At 46.5% G+C, this 14852-nt stretch carries 16 protein-coding genes; 9 read left to right on the top strand and 7 right to left on the bottom strand.

Annotated features, from left to right (window positions below):
* Positions 1-45 precede the first annotated feature (45 nt).
* The 5 genes from ABXT59_RS10415 to aroQ all read right to left on the bottom strand — a co-directional run bounded on the left by ABXT59_RS10415 (position 46) and on the right by aroQ (position 4163).
* Positions 46-795: a TSUP family transporter gene (locus tag ABXT59_RS10415; RefSeq protein ID WP_443636047.1), complete on the bottom strand. Its 750-nt coding sequence runs from the start codon at positions 793-795 to the stop codon at positions 46-48.
* Between the two features lie 6 nt (positions 796-801).
* Positions 802-1695 carry a 50S ribosomal protein L11 methyltransferase gene (gene prmA / locus ABXT59_RS10410; RefSeq protein ID WP_443636046.1) on the bottom strand — a complete coding sequence of 298 codons (894 nt, stop codon included), beginning with the start codon at positions 1693-1695 and terminating at the stop codon, positions 802-804.
* A 194-nt stretch (positions 1696-1889) separates the two neighbouring features.
* The gene (gene accC / locus ABXT59_RS10405) at positions 1890-3230 is read right to left on the bottom strand and encodes an acetyl-CoA carboxylase biotin carboxylase subunit (protein WP_443636045.1); all 1341 of its coding nucleotides are present in this window, start codon (positions 3228-3230) and stop codon (positions 1890-1892) included.
* Between the two features lie 15 nt (positions 3231-3245).
* On the bottom strand, positions 3246-3692 hold the full coding sequence (accB, locus tag ABXT59_RS10400) for an acetyl-CoA carboxylase biotin carboxyl carrier protein (RefSeq protein WP_443636044.1): 447 nt from the start codon (positions 3690-3692) through the stop codon (positions 3246-3248).
* Positions 3693-3722: 30 nt separating this feature from the next.
* A complete protein-coding gene (aroQ, locus tag ABXT59_RS10395; RefSeq protein ID WP_443636043.1) occupies positions 3723-4163 on the bottom strand; it encodes a type II 3-dehydroquinate dehydratase in 441 nt (146 codons plus the stop codon).
* Positions 4164-4321: 158 nt separating this feature from the next.
* Here aroQ and ABXT59_RS10390 point away from each other — a divergent pair, with 158 nt between their 5' ends.
* Positions 4322-5254, top strand: coding sequence for a hypothetical protein (locus ABXT59_RS10390; RefSeq protein ID WP_443636042.1), 933 nt, complete (start codon positions 4322-4324; stop codon positions 5252-5254).
* 58 nt (positions 5255-5312) lie between these two features.
* Positions 5313-6323, top strand: coding sequence for a DUF2333 family protein (locus tag ABXT59_RS10385; RefSeq protein WP_443636041.1), 1011 nt, complete (start codon positions 5313-5315; stop codon positions 6321-6323).
* Positions 6324-6402: 79 nt separating this feature from the next.
* Here the strand turns inward: ABXT59_RS10385 and ppa are convergent, their stop codons facing one another.
* On the bottom strand, positions 6403-6930 hold the full coding sequence (ppa, locus tag ABXT59_RS10380; RefSeq protein ID WP_443636040.1) for an inorganic diphosphatase: 528 nt from the start codon (positions 6928-6930) through the stop codon (positions 6403-6405).
* Between the two features lie 54 nt (positions 6931-6984).
* Entirely contained in the window at positions 6985-7992 is a 1008-nt protein-coding gene (locus ABXT59_RS10375) for a class 1 fructose-bisphosphatase (protein WP_443636039.1), read from the bottom strand.
* Between the two features lie 182 nt (positions 7993-8174).
* Between ABXT59_RS10375 and ABXT59_RS10370 the strand changes: the two genes are divergently transcribed.
* From ABXT59_RS10370 to rodA, 7 genes are all read left to right on the top strand, one after another.
* On the top strand, positions 8175-8813 hold the full coding sequence (locus ABXT59_RS10370) for a flavin prenyltransferase UbiX (protein ID WP_443636038.1): 639 nt from the start codon (positions 8175-8177) through the stop codon (positions 8811-8813).
* Between the two features lie 99 nt (positions 8814-8912).
* Positions 8913-10181, top strand: a complete 1269-nt coding sequence (locus ABXT59_RS10365) for a glutamate-5-semialdehyde dehydrogenase (RefSeq protein ID WP_443636037.1) — start codon at positions 8913-8915, stop codon at positions 10179-10181.
* Positions 10162-10839, top strand: coding sequence for a nicotinate-nucleotide adenylyltransferase (nadD, locus tag ABXT59_RS10360; RefSeq protein ID WP_443636036.1), 678 nt, complete (start codon positions 10162-10164; stop codon positions 10837-10839). Before ABXT59_RS10365 ends, nadD begins: the two co-directional genes overlap by 20 nt.
* An 18-nt stretch (positions 10840-10857) precedes the next feature.
* Positions 10858-11226, top strand: coding sequence for a ribosome silencing factor (gene rsfS / locus ABXT59_RS10355; protein WP_443636035.1), 369 nt, complete (start codon positions 10858-10860; stop codon positions 11224-11226).
* Complete coding sequence (gene rlmH / locus ABXT59_RS10350) at positions 11227-11694, top strand: 23S rRNA (pseudouridine(1915)-N(3))-methyltransferase RlmH (RefSeq protein ID WP_443636034.1); 468 nt, start codon at positions 11227-11229, stop codon at positions 11692-11694.
* A gap of 11 nt (positions 11695-11705) precedes the next feature.
* Positions 11706-13685 (top strand): penicillin-binding protein 2, encoded by a 1980-nt coding sequence (gene mrdA, locus ABXT59_RS10345; protein WP_443636033.1) that lies wholly within the window; start codon positions 11706-11708, stop codon positions 13683-13685.
* Positions 13678-14814, top strand: coding sequence for a rod shape-determining protein RodA (gene rodA / locus ABXT59_RS10340; RefSeq protein ID WP_443636032.1), 1137 nt, complete (start codon positions 13678-13680; stop codon positions 14812-14814). Before mrdA ends, rodA begins: the two co-directional genes overlap by 8 nt.
* Positions 14815-14852: the final 38 nt, after the last annotated feature.

The following is a 14852-nucleotide window of genomic DNA, read 5'->3' as shown; positions in this document are numbered from 1 at the left end:
TAACCCCTGAGCCCCTGAGCCCCTGAGCTTGAAGTTTAGCTTCCGTTAGAGTGGTGTGGCTAATAAATATTTCGACAAAGCCAAACCAATGACGCCTAACAAACACACCCCAAGCCACTGACGCACGACTTTGGCATCACGAGTAAGCATGAGCTTATGAAATTTAAGTCCCAGCATATGGCCACAGGCCGCCGGTATCAAAAGTGCCAAGGACCACTGCCACTGTAAATCTACCCCAGCAATAGCAAAGGCTAACATTTTGATGACAACAAGGATGAACCACAAGACAAAGAGGGTATCGCGGTAGGCTGATATGGCCATTTTTCGAACGGCTACGGCCACGATGAGGGGTGCGCCAATTAATGAAGCGCCACTAAAATAGCCGCCAACAATATATAGTAAACGATCGACCCACGGAGATTGACTCTTAATCTCCCATTTAATAATCCAGGTGACTGCATAAAAACCGGTAATGGCATAAATAAATGCCACCATCCATTGGGTGGGTAAGCTCAGTAATCCTATGACGCCGATAAGTTTGGGGACCATCATCCAAGTTAATGATTCCCTCAAAAACCCATGGTCGACGTGTTTGAAGCGCAGGCCTGTGGTGATACCAGAAAAAATCAGTAAGTGGGTGGCAATAATAGGTAAAAAGAATAACGGCTTGTCAGCGACTAAGAGCATTAAGGGAAGGGCGAGAGCGGCGCCACCAAAGCCTAAACCAGCGCGCACAAAACCAGACCAGACAAAAATAGCGCTAATGACTATGATTTGTGTGCTACTGAAATCCATAAGATATTAGCGCTTTATGCCGTCAATACGAACCCACTCGTCTTTAGAGACGACCGTGTGCATATCAAACCATGGTGAATAAGCCTTAACCACAGCATCAGCCTGGTGTTCAAGAATGCCAGATAAGGTGATTAATCCCCTGACTTTAGTGAGTTCAGCCAAGTGCGCAGCCATTTCAATTAATGGGCCCGCTAGAATGTTAGCAAGCATCACATCTACCGCCTCTTGGGGGGTATCTTCAGGTAAGAAAACAGGAATAGCTTGTGCTGCAATACCGTTGCGTTGGGCATTATCTTTGGTGGCAGTGAGCGCTTGCGTATCGTTATCTACACCCAAGACGCGCTCTGCGCCCATGAGCATCGCGCCAATAGCTAAAATGCCTGAACCACAACCATAATCAATGACTGTTTTACCTTGCCAGTCTTGCTCTGCAATCCATTGTAAACATAAGGCTGTAGTGGGATGACTACCCGTACCAAAGGCCAAGCCTGGATCCAACATAAGGTTTACTGCCATTGGGTCTGGAACAGGTTTCCAGCTAGGGCAAACCCACAAATGACTACCAAATTGAAGTGGTTCAAAACGATCCATCCATTGCCTTTCCCAATCTTTGTCTTCGAGAATTTCTAACTTATAATTTGGAAATGGCGTGTTTGCAAAGGCGGCTTGCCAACCGTTACCTAGGTAATCTAATAACGCATCACCGTCTGTGTCAGCTTCGAACAGACCCATCACCTGCGTATCCTGCCACAATGGTGTGGTGCCCTTAATGGGTTCAAACACTGGCTGGTCTGCACCATCCAGCATGCTCACAGCCCCTGCACCACACAGAAGTAACATATCTTCCAAAAATTCAGAATTTTCGGGGCTAGATGATAAAGTAATTTGTACCCAGGGCATTTTGACCTCTGTAGACTAATGCGTGCGATATTACGGCGATAAAAAAGGGCTAAAGCAGGGCATTTACTGCATGTAAACGCCTTCACTTCGCCCTTTTAACTTTACTTTAATTCACTAGGTCCATGTGGCCCTTTTGAAGATCAACACATGATCTCAAGGGTATTTTTGGCTAAGGGGCCAATAAGAATGCAGATTTAAAGACCTAGTTTTTTTTCTAAGTAGTGGATATTAACGCCCCCTTCAGCAAACAATGCATCTCGCACAATTTCTTTTTGGAGGGGGATGTTGGTCTTAATGCCGTCAATAATCATTTCATCTAAAGCCACTTCCATGCGCTTTAACGCTTCTTTGCGGGTGGCTGCGTGGGTAATGACTTTAGCAATCATTGAGTCATAAAAGGGGGGCACTGTATAACCACTGTAAATATGTGAATCTACCCTTACCCCTAGACCTCCAGGAGCATGAAATTGCGTGACTTTGCCTGGACTTGGCATAAAAGTCTTAGCATCTTCAGCGTTAATTCGACACTCAAACGCATGGCCTTTAACTGACACATCTTCTTGTTTAACAGACAATGGATAACCACTAGCAATGCGCAACTGTTCTTTGATGATGTCTACTCCAGTAATCATTTCTGTGACTGGATGTTCCACCTGCACGCGAGTATTCATCTCGATGAAGTAAAAACCACCATCTTCATACAAGAATTCAAAGGTGCCGGCACCACGGTAGCCAATTTCAAGACAGGCATCGGTACAGCTTTTAAGCACTTGAGCTTGGGCAACGGCATCCATATGGGGTGCTGGTGCTTCTTCAACCACTTTCTGATGACGCCTTTGCATTGAGCAATCTCGGTCATACAGGTGAATTACACCACCTTGGCCATCGGCTAAAATTTGCACTTCGACATGGCGAGGATTTTGTAAGAACTTCTCCATATAAACGATGTCGTTACCAAACGCACCTTTGGCTTCTGCTTTGGTCACCATGATGGAAGTAATAAGAGTCTCTTCGTTGTGCACCACGCGCATACCACGGCCACCACCTCCGGCAGAGGCTTTTATAATAACGGGGTAGCCAATGCGCTTAGCAATGCGCTTGGTTCGTTCTACATCATCATCTAATGGTCCGTTGGAGCCAGGTACAGTGGGCACTCCCGACTTTTGCATCGCAGCAATGGCCGCCACTTTATCGCCCATAATGCGGATCGTAGCTGCGGTAGGTCCAATAAAGGTAAAACCACTGCTTTCGACCATTTCTGCAAAGTCAGCATTCTCTGCCAAAAAACCATAGCCTGGGTGAATGCCTGTAGCGTGAGTGACTTCTGCTGCAGATAAAATACGGGGAATGTTTAAATAACTTTCCGTAGAGGAATTTGGGCCAATACATACAGCTTCATCCGCCAAACGAACGTGCATGAGGTCTTTGTCTGCTTTGGAGTGCACGGCTACAGTTTGGATGCCGAGTTCTTTGCAGGCACGCAAAATCCGTAAGGCAATTTCTCCACGATTCGCAATAACAACTTTTTCTAACATGAGACAGCTCCGGTGTTAGGCTATGGTGACCAGAGGTTGATCAAACTCAACAGCTTCGCCGTCTGCGACCAGAATTGCAGTCACAGTGCCCGACTTATCGGCTTCAATTTGATTCATCATCTTCATTGCTTCGATGATACAAATGACATCACCCTCTTTAACTGTTTGGCCCACTTCTGAAAACGCAGGGGCGCCTGGAGATGGGCAACGATAAAAGGTGCCCACCATGGGAGAAGTCACAGCATGTCCAGTAGCTTCTGGTACACTGGGTGCTGCAACAATAGCTGGCGCAGCAGCTTGCATGACAGGTGCAGCTTGCATGGCTGGAGCAGCCGCTGCCACCAGCATGGCAGATGAGGCTCGACTAATGCGCACAGACTCTTCGCCTTCTTTAATTTCTATTTCGTTAATGTCAGACTCTTCTAGTAACTCGATGAGTTTTTTAACTTTACGAATGTCCATGGGATCTCTCTATTTTTTTTAAAATGATAATTAACAGCTCAAACGACCAATGGCGGCGTCTATGGCAAAACGGTATCCATCAACTCCGAGGCCACAAATGACGCCCTCGGCAATATCAGACAAATACGAATGATGGCGAAAATTTTCGCGTTGATGCACGTTACTTAAATGCACTTCAATGAAAGGGATTTTGACACCAAGTAGGGCATCACGCAGCGCTACACTTGTGTGAGTGTAAGCGGCTGGATTGATCACGATAAATTGCACGCCTTGGCGCTGAGCTTCATGAATCGCATCTACGAGGGCATGTTCGGCGTTACTTTGCATGCAGTTAATGGAAACACCAGCGTCTTGACACTGAGTTTGGCACTGGGATTCGATCTGCGCCAAAGTCAAGTTGCCATAAATTCCAGGCTCTCTCATGCCTAAAAGGTTTAGGTTCGGGCCATTAAGAAGCAGAACTTGTGCCATTAAATATTTTTCCAATTTTGCAGAAAACAATGAAGATTATAGGAGATGATAGCAGATTGGTGGGATTTTGCCGAAGTTTTTATGATTTATTTAACCCTAGAGGAGTCTTGCCACGTCTGTTACTCTTAGGTGGCGTAAATAATTTCGGATTATATTTTATGACTTTGTTATACCTTCAGCCTTTGCTCAAACTTAGGGCTGTCATTCCAATCACTCTATCGCTACTTATAACAGCTTGCGCTGGATTGACCCAAACCTCTTCTAAGCAGGCCCCGGTGACGATTGCACAGGTCGTTGAAGCCCCCTCAGCAACCGCTTTAGAAAAACCCTTAGAAGCGAATCTTGCTGTGGCGCCTCTGGGGACCAAGGGGTTACCGACAGTGTTGCCAAAAGTTGGCTTGAAAGAAGTTAAACCACCCTTAGCTTTGGCCTCAACCAACCAACCAACGGACGCGATTGCTTTTTGGTTGGGAGAGGCAGGGTGGGCTTTTGAGCAAGACAAGTTGACCACGCCTAAGAGTGACAACTCATATTATTATTTGACTAAAGTGCTGGCTAAAGAACCAAATAATATTAAAGCCGTAGCGGCTTTAAAAAAGATTGTTGAGCGCTATTATAAATTGCTTCGTTCGAGTCTAAGTCAAAATAAGGTTCAACAAGCACGCGTGTTCTTGTCGCGGGCCACACTTGTTATGCCTACGCATGGCCAGTTAGCAAGCATGAGACAGTTAATTGATGACCATGCTGTTAATCAAAGTGCAGAAGTGAGTGCAGAAGTGAGTGCGCCAGCGCCAGCAACCGCCGTGCCAGCAATGCGTAATCAAAAGCTACTTGTTCCGACTCAGTTATTAGATCAGCAAGATCAACTGCTTGCTCAATGGCTAATACGGGTGGCGAAAAAGGCCCATGCTTTGAAAGCCACTATGCTGATTGTAGCCCCCAAGGACGATCAGGTGCGGTGGCTTTATCAAACTATGAATAGTGCCGATCCAGAGCAGAGAATTAGGGCTAATATTAAACACAGTCGACCCGCGCGTGTAGAAGTTAAATACCTCGCTCGCAAGGATGAGCTTGAAGTTTACGCCAACTAGCACCATATACCGACAGTGTCATTGCTGCTTTAATCAGCACTATTCAAAGGAACTCATAATGCCCAACATCAAGCAAGGATTACGCAACCTTAAAGAGGATTATGTTGATGGGAGCCACTGGATCATCCGAACTTTTGGTGTTTTAGTGATTGTTTATGGGTTATTTTCGTCTGCACTGGGCTTCTATTGGAATAGTGAGCCCGATATTGCACCGCCACCTGCGGCACAGACAGTCACGGGAGCAGCCACCACTAAGGCCTTATTGTATGTCGCCAACACCATGTTAAATAAGCCTGGTGGCTATCTTTCCAACGATGTGTCACTACCTGGTGTATGGATGGATAATATTCCTAATTGGGAATATGGCGTGTTGATTCAAGTGCGTGATTTATCTCGTGCGATGCGCAAAGACTTTAGCCGATCTCAATCCCAATCTACTGAAGACCCAGATCTGGCGATTACCGAACCGCAATTTAATTTTGACAGTAAAAGCTGGATGTTGCCGTCCAGTGAAGGTGAGTACCTGACAGGCATAGATGCTCTTATCCGCTACCTAGAACGGCTTTCAGATCAGCAACAAAGCCAGGCGCAATTTTATGCTCGGGCTGATAATCTGACTCGCTGGTTAGGAGACGTAGAAACCCGCCTTGGAAGTTTGTCGCAACGTCTGAGCGCCAGCGTGGGTCAGAAACGATTAAATACAGACTTGGCAGGTGATGCGTCAGCAACTCAGTCGACTAGTGCAGACAGTGAGTTAGTCATTAAAACGCCTTGGTCAGAAATTGATGACGTGTTTTATGAAGCGCGGGGTGCGAGTTGGGCCTTGATTCAGCTAATGCGAGCCATTGAAGTAGATTTTAAATCGGTGTTAGAAAAGAAAAATGCTTTGGTGAGCTTGAGACAAATTATTCGCGAGTTAGAATCGACCCAAGAGACCTTATGGAGTCCTATGATTATGAATGGCTCAGGTTTCGGTTTAGTGGCTAACCACTCGCTGGTTATGGCGTCTTACATCGCCCGTGCTAACGCTGCGATCATTGACTTGAGAGAATTGTTAACTCAGGGTTAGCCATGAGTTAATAGTTAGGCTGGTTTGCACTTAGCGCCTTCGCTAATGGGTGCAAATCCAGCCTTTTAATCATGTGGAACTAGCCTTGGTATGCTGCAGCTGCTACTTGTATTTTGGCTTTTGCAGCGTCCGCACCTTCCCAACTTTCAACCTTAACCCATTTGCCTTTCTCAAGGTTCTTATAGTTCTCAAAAAACTCTTTAATACGGCTACGAAGCATTTCGGGTAAGTCAGTAATGTCATGCACGTCGTTGTAGGCTTGGGTTAATTTTTCATGGGGCACCGCTAAAAGTTTAGCGTCCTCTCCCGCTTCATCAGTCATGTTTAAAACACCCACTGGGCGACAGCGAATAACGCTGCCTGGCACCACAGGGTAGGGTGTGACCACTAAAACGTCTAAAGCATCACCGTCATCTGCAAGAGTGTTGTTGATATAGCCGTAGTTGGCGGGATAGAACATGGGTGAAGCCATAAAGCGATCAACAAATAAAGCGTCTGCATCTTTGTCAATTTCATATTTTACGGGACTACTGTTGGCTGGTATTTCAATCACAACATAAATGTCGTTCGGTAAATCCTTACCAGCGGGGATATTTTGGTAGCTCATGATCTAGTCTGATCCTAATAATGGTTAATAACAGTATAATAATGCCTAAAGTACCTAATCTGACGATGTGCTTTGGTGATAGGTATTTACGCGCTCAACTTCTTCTTTTGACCCTAAAATGACAGGCACTCGTTGGTGAATATAATGGGGTTCAACGTCCATGATGGGTTTTTGGGTATTACTGGACGCTCCTCCTGCTTGCTCGATTAGAAAACTCATAGGGTTGCCTTCATACATCAAGCGAAGTTTGCCAGCTTTGCTTGGATCCCGATTATCATAGGGGTACATAAATACGCCACCGCGGGTCAGAATCCGGTGGACCTCTGCCACCATGGAAGCAATCCATCGCATATTAAATCGTTTACCCAAAGGGCCTTCTTCACCGAGCAGCACATCATTAATATATCGTTGCATGGGTGCTTGCCAGAAACGTTGGTTGGACATGTTAATGGCAAACTCTTGGGTATGTTCAGGCACCTTAATTTGGTCTTCTGTCTGGTAAAAAACGCCATCTGCCCCTAAATTATACATTGACACACCTTGCCCTGTGGTAATGGCAAGAATGACTGAGGGTCCATACAGGACATAACCTGCAGCGATCTGCTTATGGCCTGCCTGTAAAAAAGTATCATTAGTAACTGTAGAGGCTGGGTCGCTATTGGGTAGGGCTAGTATAGAAAAAATAGTTCCCACAGTAACATTCACATCTATATTTGAACTGCCATCTAACGGGTCAAAAGTGACTAAATACCGGCCTTCAGCATTACCCGCAATGACATTCTCTTCTTCTTCTGAAGCGATGCCAGCGACACTGCGATTAGCGAGCAATGACTGTTTAAGCAAGTCATTAGAAATAACATCTAATTTCTTTTGCACTTCTCCTTGAATATTTTCCTGTTCAGCAGACCCATATAAGCCACTTAGGGCGCCCCCACGAAGGCGCTCAGCAATATTTTTACAGGTGTTGGTAATAGAGTCAACGACGGAGACAAGTTGGGGATCGACTTGGGCTTGCTCAAGGGCTTGATTGAGGCTCAACATGAGATTTTTAAATTGGTCCATTAAGGCAGATAAAAAGTGGAAGGAGTATATGTTACTTGCCACAAAAAGTCTTGCGACTTAAGTTTAATTTGCTCCGCTTTTATGGGTTTTTAAGGCTCTGGTTGGGCCGTCTCTGGGCACAAGGTAACATCTAAGCTTTTAGCTGGTACAATAAGCCTAAAATTCACTCACTAAATAAGCTTATGAACCCAACACCAGTGCCCGTACCCTCTTCAGTGGGAACGCTTAAAGTCACATTGGCGATTACAGGCGCTTCAGGCGCCCAATATGGATTGCGTTTACTGCAATGCTTGTTAGCATCACAATGTGAAGTGTCACTCATGGTTTCCTCAGCAGCGCAGGTCGTGCTAGCTACTGAAACAGACCTTAAAGTACCTTCTGCAACGGCGGCAATACAGTCCTTTTTTAGTGCTTTGTACGGTGCAAAAGAGGGCCAGTTACGGGTATTTGGTAAGCAACAGTGGATGGCTCCAGTCGCCTCTGGTTCTGGCGGTGGTGATGCCATGGTTGTGTGCCCATGCAGCACGGGTAGTTTGTCTGCAATTGCTTGTGGTGCAAGTAATAACCTTATTGAGCGTGCGGCAGATGTGCATTTAAAAGAACGTCGAAAACTGATTTTAGTGCCCAGAGAAGCGCCTTATTCTGAAATTCATCTCGAGCACATGCTAAAATTAACGCGCATGGGCGCAGTGGTAATCCCTGCGAGCCCTGGGTTTTATAATCGGCCCCAAAGTGTAGCCGATATGGTTGATTTTGTGGTGGCGCGAATTCTATCGCAACTGAGCCTGCCACAGACACTAGTACCCGCTTGGGGAGAATAGAAAAAATCCAGTATTTGTCGTGACTTATGCTCTATTGATCGATAATTCGGGCTATACTATGCACGCACGTATATTTACAAATTTCTAAGAGAAAGTGTCATGTCTGTGGCTGATTATATGCAGCAATTGGGAGCCCAAGCGAAAGCCGCTTCAAAGGTATTAGCGACGGCTCCCACCATGGCAAAAAATAATGCGCTATTAAGCATGGCAAATGCTTTAAATAATGCAAGGTCTGCCCTTAAGACAGCTAACCAAAAAGACTTATCAGCGGCTGAAAAAAATGGCCTAGCTGAGTCTATGCTCGACCGATTAAGGGTTACAGACGAAGGTATTGACGCTATGGTAATTGGCCTAAGGCAGGTTGCGGAGTTAGCGGACCCAGTGGGTGAGATTTCGGACATGAGTTTTCGCCCGTCAGGTATTCAGCTTGGCAAAATGCGCGTGCCACTTGGGGTCGTAGGGATTATTTATGAGTCTCGCCCTAATGTGACGGTTGATGCGGCCAGCCTGTGTATAAAATCAGGCAATGCGGCCATTTTGCGAGGCGGCTCGGTAGCGTCCCATTCGAACCAAGCGATTGCTCAATGTGTACAGCAGGGTTTACTTGCAGCAGGCTTACCCATTGCTTCGGTTCAGGTTGTGGAAACTACCGATCGCTCTGCTGTAGGGGAACTGATTACTTTGACAGAATTTGTTGATGTAATTGTGCCTCGTGGTGGTAAGAGTTTGATTCAGCGAGTGAGTGCAGGAGCTCGCATTCCTGTGATCAAGCACTTGGATGGGAACTGCCACGTGTACATCGATGATCAAGCGGATGCTACTAAGGCGATTAATATCGCTATTAATGCAAAAACTAGACGCTATGGGGTCTGTAACGCCATGGAGTCTTTGTTGGTTGCCGAGTCACGGGCGGAAGAACTGCTTCCCCAGTTGTTTCAAGCTTTACAAGAAGCGGATATAGAACTGCGTTTATGCCCGCAAGCGATGGCCCAGATAAGCAGTTACCAAGGCAAGGTTGTGGCGGCCACAGAAGATGATTGGTCTACTGAGTACTTAGCACCCGTGCTGTCTGTTAAAGTGGTTAGTAATATGGAAGCAGCCATTGAGCATATTAATACCTATGGCTCCCATCACACGGACGCTATAGTGAGTGAAAATTATACTAAAGCCCGAGAGTTTATGGCGCGGGTAGATTCGAGTTCAGTGATGATCAATGCTTCTACTGCTTTTGCAGATGGATTTGAATATGGTCTGGGTGCTGAGATTGGCATTTCAACAGATAAAATACATGCACGGGGGCCCGTAGGTCTTGAGGGTCTAACGTCCCAAAAGTATGTAGTTTTTGGTGATGGCCATACCCGATCGTAAGCCTATCTCTGCGGCAGCAGTTAAGGTCTTGTGGGGTGGCACTTTTGACCCCATCCATCAAGGCCATGTTTCATCAGCCATTGAGGTGAGTCAATACCTAGGGGTAAAACCCCTGCAGTTACTGCCAAATAGTCAACCTGCCCATCGGCATAGGCCTGTGGCGAACGCAGAACAGAGGGTAGAAATGTTATCCTTGGCCATCGCAGGTCATGACGAATTGGCGATGGACACACGCGAGATTCAGCGGCAAGGCCTAAGCTACAGTATATTGACTCTAGCTGAAGTCAGGCAAGAAATAGGGCCTATGATGCCATTAATCTGGTGCATGGGTTTGGATGCTTTTGCTGGTTTACAGCAATGGCACCGATGGCAAGAGCTATTAGATCATGGGCATTTGTTAGTGCTCACTCGGCCTGAAACCATCTGGCCACAAGATCCTGAGTTGCTTACTTGGTATACAGCTCACAAAGTTGACGATGCTAAACATTTATTAGCTTCACCGTTGGGTCAGGTGGCCCACCTGAAATTAGGGCAATATCCCGTATCTGCGACGCAGATTCGGAAACAGCTGCGCTTAGGCTATCAACCCAGTGCAACAGAATTAGCGCCTGCAGTGGCAAAATACATTGCAAGCCAAAGCCTTTACGGCATTAATTAGATTTTTGGAACACAAATTATGGCTATGCCCATTGAAGACTTATTAGCAGTAATTAGCAGTGCCTTGACAGACATGAAGGGTAAAGACATTGTGCAACTGGATGTACGTGGTTTATCAAACGTCACAGATTACATGGTGATCGCCACGGGCACCTCTAATCGCCATGTCAAATCATTGGCTGACGAAGTGTCATTCAAGGCCAAACAAAATGGCGTTTTGCCTTTGGGTATCGAAGGCGAAATGAGTGGAGACTGGGTCTTGTCAGATCTTGGTGATGTTGTGGTGCATGTGATGCAAGCTGAAGCTCGAGAGTTCTATGACTTAGAACGTTTGTGGAATCCAGCGCTCAAACAAGATTTATCAAGTGCTGTTGAGCCCCGTGAATAGATGAAAATTAAGTTGCTAGCGGTAGGCACTAAAATGCCTACTTGGGTAACTCAAGGTTATGACGAATATGCGCGTCGAATGCCCAGTGACATGCAGTTGCAATTGCATGAAATAGGCCTAGGCTTTCGAGGTAAGGGTGCTGATGTACAGCGCGCTATCGTAAAGGAAGGGGAGCAGATGTTGGCTTCTATCCCAGCCCAAGACCAAGTGATTGCGTTAGATGTATCAGGCACCTCTTGGAGTACCGAGCAACTAGCTAAACAATTTGGAGATTGGCGTATGGGAGGTCGTAATGTCACTTTGCTAGTGGGTGGGCCCGATGGCCTGTCTTCAGACTGTGTGGCTAGGGCTGACCAACGTTGGTCATTATCAGCGCTCACTTTGCCCCATCCGTTAGTTCGAGTTTTATTAGCTGAGCAAATATACCGTGCGTGGAGTTTGCTTAACAATCACCCTTACCATAAGTAGCCGATCCGATTATGTCTTGGTCAAATTTGGATGCCCAGCGTAGAGAAGACAGTCAATTTCAGACGCGTATCTGGTGGTCCCTATGGCTCATCATCGTTGTCTTTGTGGGTCTTGTTTGTCGCTTGGTCTATTTGCAAGTTTGGCAACATCAACATTATGTTACGGCATCGGATGACAACCGACAGCAATTGCAGGCCCTCGCTCCGACAAGGGGATTGATATACGATACTCATGGGTCTTTATTAGCAGGTAATCGGGCCAGCCACAGCTTAACCTTAGTGCCAGAACAGTTATCAGGAGGTCGGCGCAGTATTGATAAAGTCCTCGCTGAATTAGGTCAAATTCTCACCCTTGATGACGGTGATATTAAACGCTTCAAGCGGCGTTTAAATCAGCCTCGTAGGCCCTACAGCCCAGTGGCACTGCGATTTCAACTGAGCCAAGCTGAAATTGCTCAAATTACGGTGAATCAGCACCGCTTTTCGGGTGTCAGGATTGTGCCTGAGCTAGTGCGTTATTACCCATTAGACGATGGATTTGTGCACGCTTTGGGTTATGTCGGGCGGATCAATGATCGCGAACTTAAAAAGTTAGACGCCACTAATTACAGTGCCACTAATCATGTGGGGAAATTAGGCATAGAGCGTTATTACGAAACCGAACTGCACGGCACTGTGGGCCATCAAACTGTAGAAACGAATGCGAGGGGCCGAGTATTAGAGGTGCTAGATCGACTTGAGCCATTACCTGGGCGGGACATTACTTTATTCCTAGATGCCCAATTGCAGCAAGGTGCAGCGCAACTGCTAGAAGGTAAGCGAGGAGCGATTGTGGCGATTGATCCAAAAACAGGCGGTGTATTAGCCATGGCTAGTGCGCCCTCTTATGGTGCTAATCAATTTGTCACTGGCATTAGCAACGCCAACTACGACGCCCTTCGAACTTCTAATGATTTGCCGTTATTCAATCGAGCTTTGCGTGGACGTTATCCTCCCGCTTCAACAGTGAAGCCTGTTATTGCTTTAGCGGGTATTGACTCTGGCATGATCTCTCGCAAGTTTTCCCTTTGGGATCCTGGTTATTATCAACTCACAGAGGGTGGGCGTTTTTATCGAGACTGGAAAGAAGGAGGTCATGGGCGTGTAAACATGCATAAGTCGATAGTCGAGTCTGTGGACACCTTCTATTACGCCATTGCTCATGTCATGGGTAATACACCCATGACCAAGTACCTTACTCAATTTGGCTTAGGCCAAGTCACTATTGCCGACCAGCCAGAAGCAACCAAGGCGGTGCTACCCACTAAAAAATGGAAGCGTGCTAATCGCAATTCCTCCTGGTTTCCTGGTGATTCATTGAATTTGGGCATTGGCCAAGGGTTTTTATCGGCGACACCAACACAGTTAGCAACTATGGCCATGGTGCTTGCCAATAAAGGCCAGTGGCATCAAATCCGAATGATCAAAGCCATCGATGGTCAGGCGGTAGCAAAAGTCAGTGAAATAGGCCGTAAAGATCCTCAGCAGCCAGATAATATTGAACTCAAGCGCGACAGTGACTGGAATAAAGTTCACGCTGCGCTGATTGATGTGATGCATGGTAAATATGGTACTGGTCGACGCAGTGGCGCTGACAGTAGTTATAAAATGGCAGGTAAAACCGGCACTGCTCAAGTGTTAGGCATTAAGCAAGACAGTACCTATGATGCTGAAAAGCTAGCGGAACGGTTTCGAGATCATGGTCTTTATATTGGATGGGCACCCGCCAAAGATCCTGTGATTGTGGTCGCAGTGATTATTGAAAACCGGGGGGGGGGTAGCTCTGCGGCAGCACCTTTGGCCCGAAAGCTTTTTGACAGCTATATCCTCGGGACTAAAATCGAGCCTGAAGCCGAGCCTGAAGCTACAGTTTTAGTAGAAGTGGAAGTAGAAGCAGAAGTAGAAGCAGGAGTAGAAGTAGAAAATACGCAAGGTGCAATTAACGATGGCTGATTTCCAACGGTTGGCCCCAGAATTAAGGAGCCACTTAAAACGCAAGCCAGGTCTGTGGGTCAAACTTAAGTTAGACCCCTCGTTGCTAGTTTTGCTGTTGGCCATCATGTCGTTTGGCTTGGTGGTGTTGTATTCTGGTTCTGGATCCAGTGAAATTGCGGTACAAAAACAAATGGTGCGTTATGGGTTGGCCCTCATGGCGATGTTGTTTGTCGCGCAAATCAATATGCGCCATGTGCAGCAGTGGATCCCTTTGGTGTATATATTTGGAATCATTCTTTTGGTAGCAGTCTTGTTTTCTGGTGTGGGTGCCAAAGGGGCTCAACGATGGCTTGAAATTCCGGGCTTACCTCGATTTCAACCTTCTGAAATTATGAAATTAGTGGTGCCATTGACGGTGTCTTGGTACTTGGCTAACCAACTTAGGCCGCCCCGTTTAATTCACGTCATAGTGTCCATGGCGTTAGTGTTATTGCCCGTATTGTTAATTGCCAAACAACCAGACTTGGGTACGTCTGTGATCATTGGGGCTTCTGGCGTGTTTGTTATTTTCTTCGCCGGTTTGTTGTGGCGTTACCTTATTGCTGCTGCGATTCTTGGTGCCGCTGGTCTACCTTTAGTTTGGTCAGGCATGCGTGAATACCAAAAGCAAAGAGTGGTTACATTTCTAGACCCAGAAAGTGATCCATTAGGCGCCGGTTGGAATATTATCCAGTCTAAAATTGCCATCGGCTCAGGTGGCATAAATGGGAAAGGCTGGCTGCAAGGCACGCAGTCCCATTTAGACTTTTTGCCAGAAACCAAAACAGATTTTATAGTTGCAGTGTTGGCTGAAGAATTTGGGCTATTGGGCGTATGCCTGTTGCTCACGTTGTATTTTCTGGTGTTAGTAAGGGGCTTAATAATTGCCGGTGCGGCTATCCTGCCATTTGACCGGATGTTAGCAGCAAGTTTGACCTTAACCTTCTTTGTTTATGTCATGGTGAACGTAGGTATGGTCAGTGGCTTGCTACCCGTGGTCGGTGTGCCGTTACCATTGGTCAGCTATGGGGGCACTTCAGCCGTTACCTTAATGGTGAGTTTAGGCGTGCTTATGTCTATTAATGCCCGCCGGCGTCTACCTACCTAAATGAATGGGTTAGCCTTCGTCAGAAGGCTGCTTCATTA

It is taken from the genome of Candidatus Njordibacter sp. Uisw_058, assembly GCF_047730065.1.
Classification (GTDB): Bacteria; Pseudomonadota; Gammaproteobacteria; order Pseudomonadales; family Balneatricaceae; genus Njordibacter.
This window is presented reverse-complemented; position numbering and strand designations above follow the sequence as displayed.

Bases quoted from the DNA above. Each gene is read 5' to 3' on its own strand.
- ABXT59_RS10415 (WP_443636047.1), bottom strand. From the start codon at position 795: ATGGATTTCAGTAGCACACAAATCATAGTCATTAGCGCTATTTTTGTC.
- prmA (WP_443636046.1), bottom strand. From the start codon at position 1,695: ATGCCCTGGGTACAAATTACTTTATCATCTAGCCCCGAAAATTCTGAA.
- accC (WP_443636045.1), bottom strand. From the start codon at position 3,230: ATGTTAGAAAAAGTTGTTATTGCGAATCGTGGAGAAATTGCCTTACGG.
- accB (WP_443636044.1), bottom strand. From the start codon at position 3,692: ATGGACATTCGTAAAGTTAAAAAACTCATCGAGTTACTAGAAGAGTCT.
- aroQ (WP_443636043.1), bottom strand. From the start codon at position 4,163: ATGGCACAAGTTCTGCTTCTTAATGGCCCGAACCTAAACCTTTTAGGC.
- ABXT59_RS10390 (WP_443636042.1), top strand. From the start codon at position 4,322: ATGACTTTGTTATACCTTCAGCCTTTGCTCAAACTTAGGGCTGTCATT.
- ABXT59_RS10385 (WP_443636041.1), top strand. From the start codon at position 5,313: ATGCCCAACATCAAGCAAGGATTACGCAACCTTAAAGAGGATTATGTT.
- ppa (WP_443636040.1), bottom strand. From the start codon at position 6,930: ATGAGCTACCAAAATATCCCCGCTGGTAAGGATTTACCGAACGACATT.
- ABXT59_RS10375 (WP_443636039.1), bottom strand. From the start codon at position 7,992: ATGGACCAATTTAAAAATCTCATGTTGAGCCTCAATCAAGCCCTTGAG.
- ABXT59_RS10370 (WP_443636038.1), top strand. From the start codon at position 8,175: ATGAACCCAACACCAGTGCCCGTACCCTCTTCAGTGGGAACGCTTAAA.
- ABXT59_RS10365 (WP_443636037.1), top strand. From the start codon at position 8,913: ATGTCTGTGGCTGATTATATGCAGCAATTGGGAGCCCAAGCGAAAGCC.
- nadD (WP_443636036.1), top strand. From the start codon at position 10,162: ATGGCCATACCCGATCGTAAGCCTATCTCTGCGGCAGCAGTTAAGGTC.
- rsfS (WP_443636035.1), top strand. From the start codon at position 10,858: ATGGCTATGCCCATTGAAGACTTATTAGCAGTAATTAGCAGTGCCTTG.
- rlmH (WP_443636034.1), top strand. From the start codon at position 11,227: ATGAAAATTAAGTTGCTAGCGGTAGGCACTAAAATGCCTACTTGGGTA.
- mrdA (WP_443636033.1), top strand. From the start codon at position 11,706: ATGTCTTGGTCAAATTTGGATGCCCAGCGTAGAGAAGACAGTCAATTT.
- rodA (WP_443636032.1), top strand. From the start codon at position 13,678: ATGGCTGATTTCCAACGGTTGGCCCCAGAATTAAGGAGCCACTTAAAA.